Source organism: Vibrio sp. Vb1337, from assembly GCF_033338715.1.
Lineage (GTDB): Bacteria > Pseudomonadota > Gammaproteobacteria > Enterobacterales > Vibrionaceae > Vibrio > Vibrio alginolyticus.
Map to the genome: position 1 here is coordinate 1 of NZ_JAWOTD010000186.1, position 1,168 is coordinate 1,168.

At 46.9% G+C, this 1,168-nt stretch carries 2 protein-coding genes; both read right to left on the reverse strand.

What is annotated here, in order from left to right; translation table 11 throughout:
• Positions 1-523, reverse strand: a 523-nt coding sequence (locus R7E42_RS24895) for a class I SAM-dependent methyltransferase (RefSeq protein ID WP_318073220.1), incomplete at its 3' end; no start/stop codon positions are given.
• A 194-nt stretch (positions 524-717) separates the two neighbouring features.
• Positions 718-1,168, reverse strand: a 451-nt coding sequence (gene lexA / locus R7E42_RS24900) for a transcriptional repressor LexA (RefSeq protein ID WP_318073221.1), incomplete at its 5' end; no start/stop codon positions are given.

Here is a 1,168-nt window from a genome sequence, read left to right on the forward strand (position 1 = left end):
GACCTAAGTTTTGAATAAACCGCGCAACATGTCGCTCAGAGCAATCCAACAATGCCATTTCGCACAGAATCAATACGGGTGATTTATCTGGAATGGTCAGAGATTCGAGCCACGACATATCTTCCACACTCCCACTGCGATGTTCGTAGCGTTCGTTTTTATGGAATAGACGCTGACGCCAAACTAGATTCTCCGTAACATCCAATTCAATCCAGTGACAGCGGCCGTTATCCAAACGGTAAAAACGGGTATCGAGTCCAGCTCCAACATTGATGATCCAAGCGTCCGGATTTTGCTGCAAAAACTGCGTTACCTGTTGGTCGCACAGTTGAGTCAACGTCACGTGTAGCAGCTGCTTTTGCGCGACATCACCACTTAAACAATCAGGTGCCATCTTGCAGCTTAGACAAGCTTTCGCCGCAATGGGGTCATACACCAAACCATTGTCGACCATGCTTTCACGGCTGCGTAATAACAAAGGCTTCAATAGATGATTAGGAACTTGATGTTTTGACTTAGACATGGGCATTTCCTGCGCCAGTGAGAAAGAGTGGACACTGGAAAAGATGATAATGAATATCAATTACATTATCAAGCACAGAGAGAGCCGACAAGAATATGAGAAATAAACTGCGAGCAGGAAATCAAAGCGGATGAGAAAAAAAGAGCTAAGACAAATAGGCAACAGCCCAGCGAAGCTGGGCTGTTGCGATAAACTTACATCCAATCGGTATTGCGAATAATACCAACGGCTAAGCCTTCAATAGTCAGATGCTGAGACGTTAAGTCCACTTGAATCGGTGCGAACTCTTCATTCTCTGCATGCAGTAAAACGGTTGAACCTTTACGTTCCAAGCGCTTGACGGTCACATCGTCATCAACACGAGCAACGACAACCTGACCATCGCGAACATCTTGTGTTTTGTGCACAGCAAGCAAATCACCGTCCATAATACCGATGTCTTTCATACTTTCGCCATTTACGCGAAGTAAGAAATCCGCTTGCGGCTTGAACATCGCAGGGTCAACTTGGTAGTGCGCTTCTACGTGCTCTTGAGCCAGAATCGGCTCACCCGCAGCGACTTGACCAATCAGAGGCAAGCCCTGTTCGTCATTGGCCGCATCTTCAAGCAGGATTCGGATCCCACGCGATGCGCCCGGAATAATT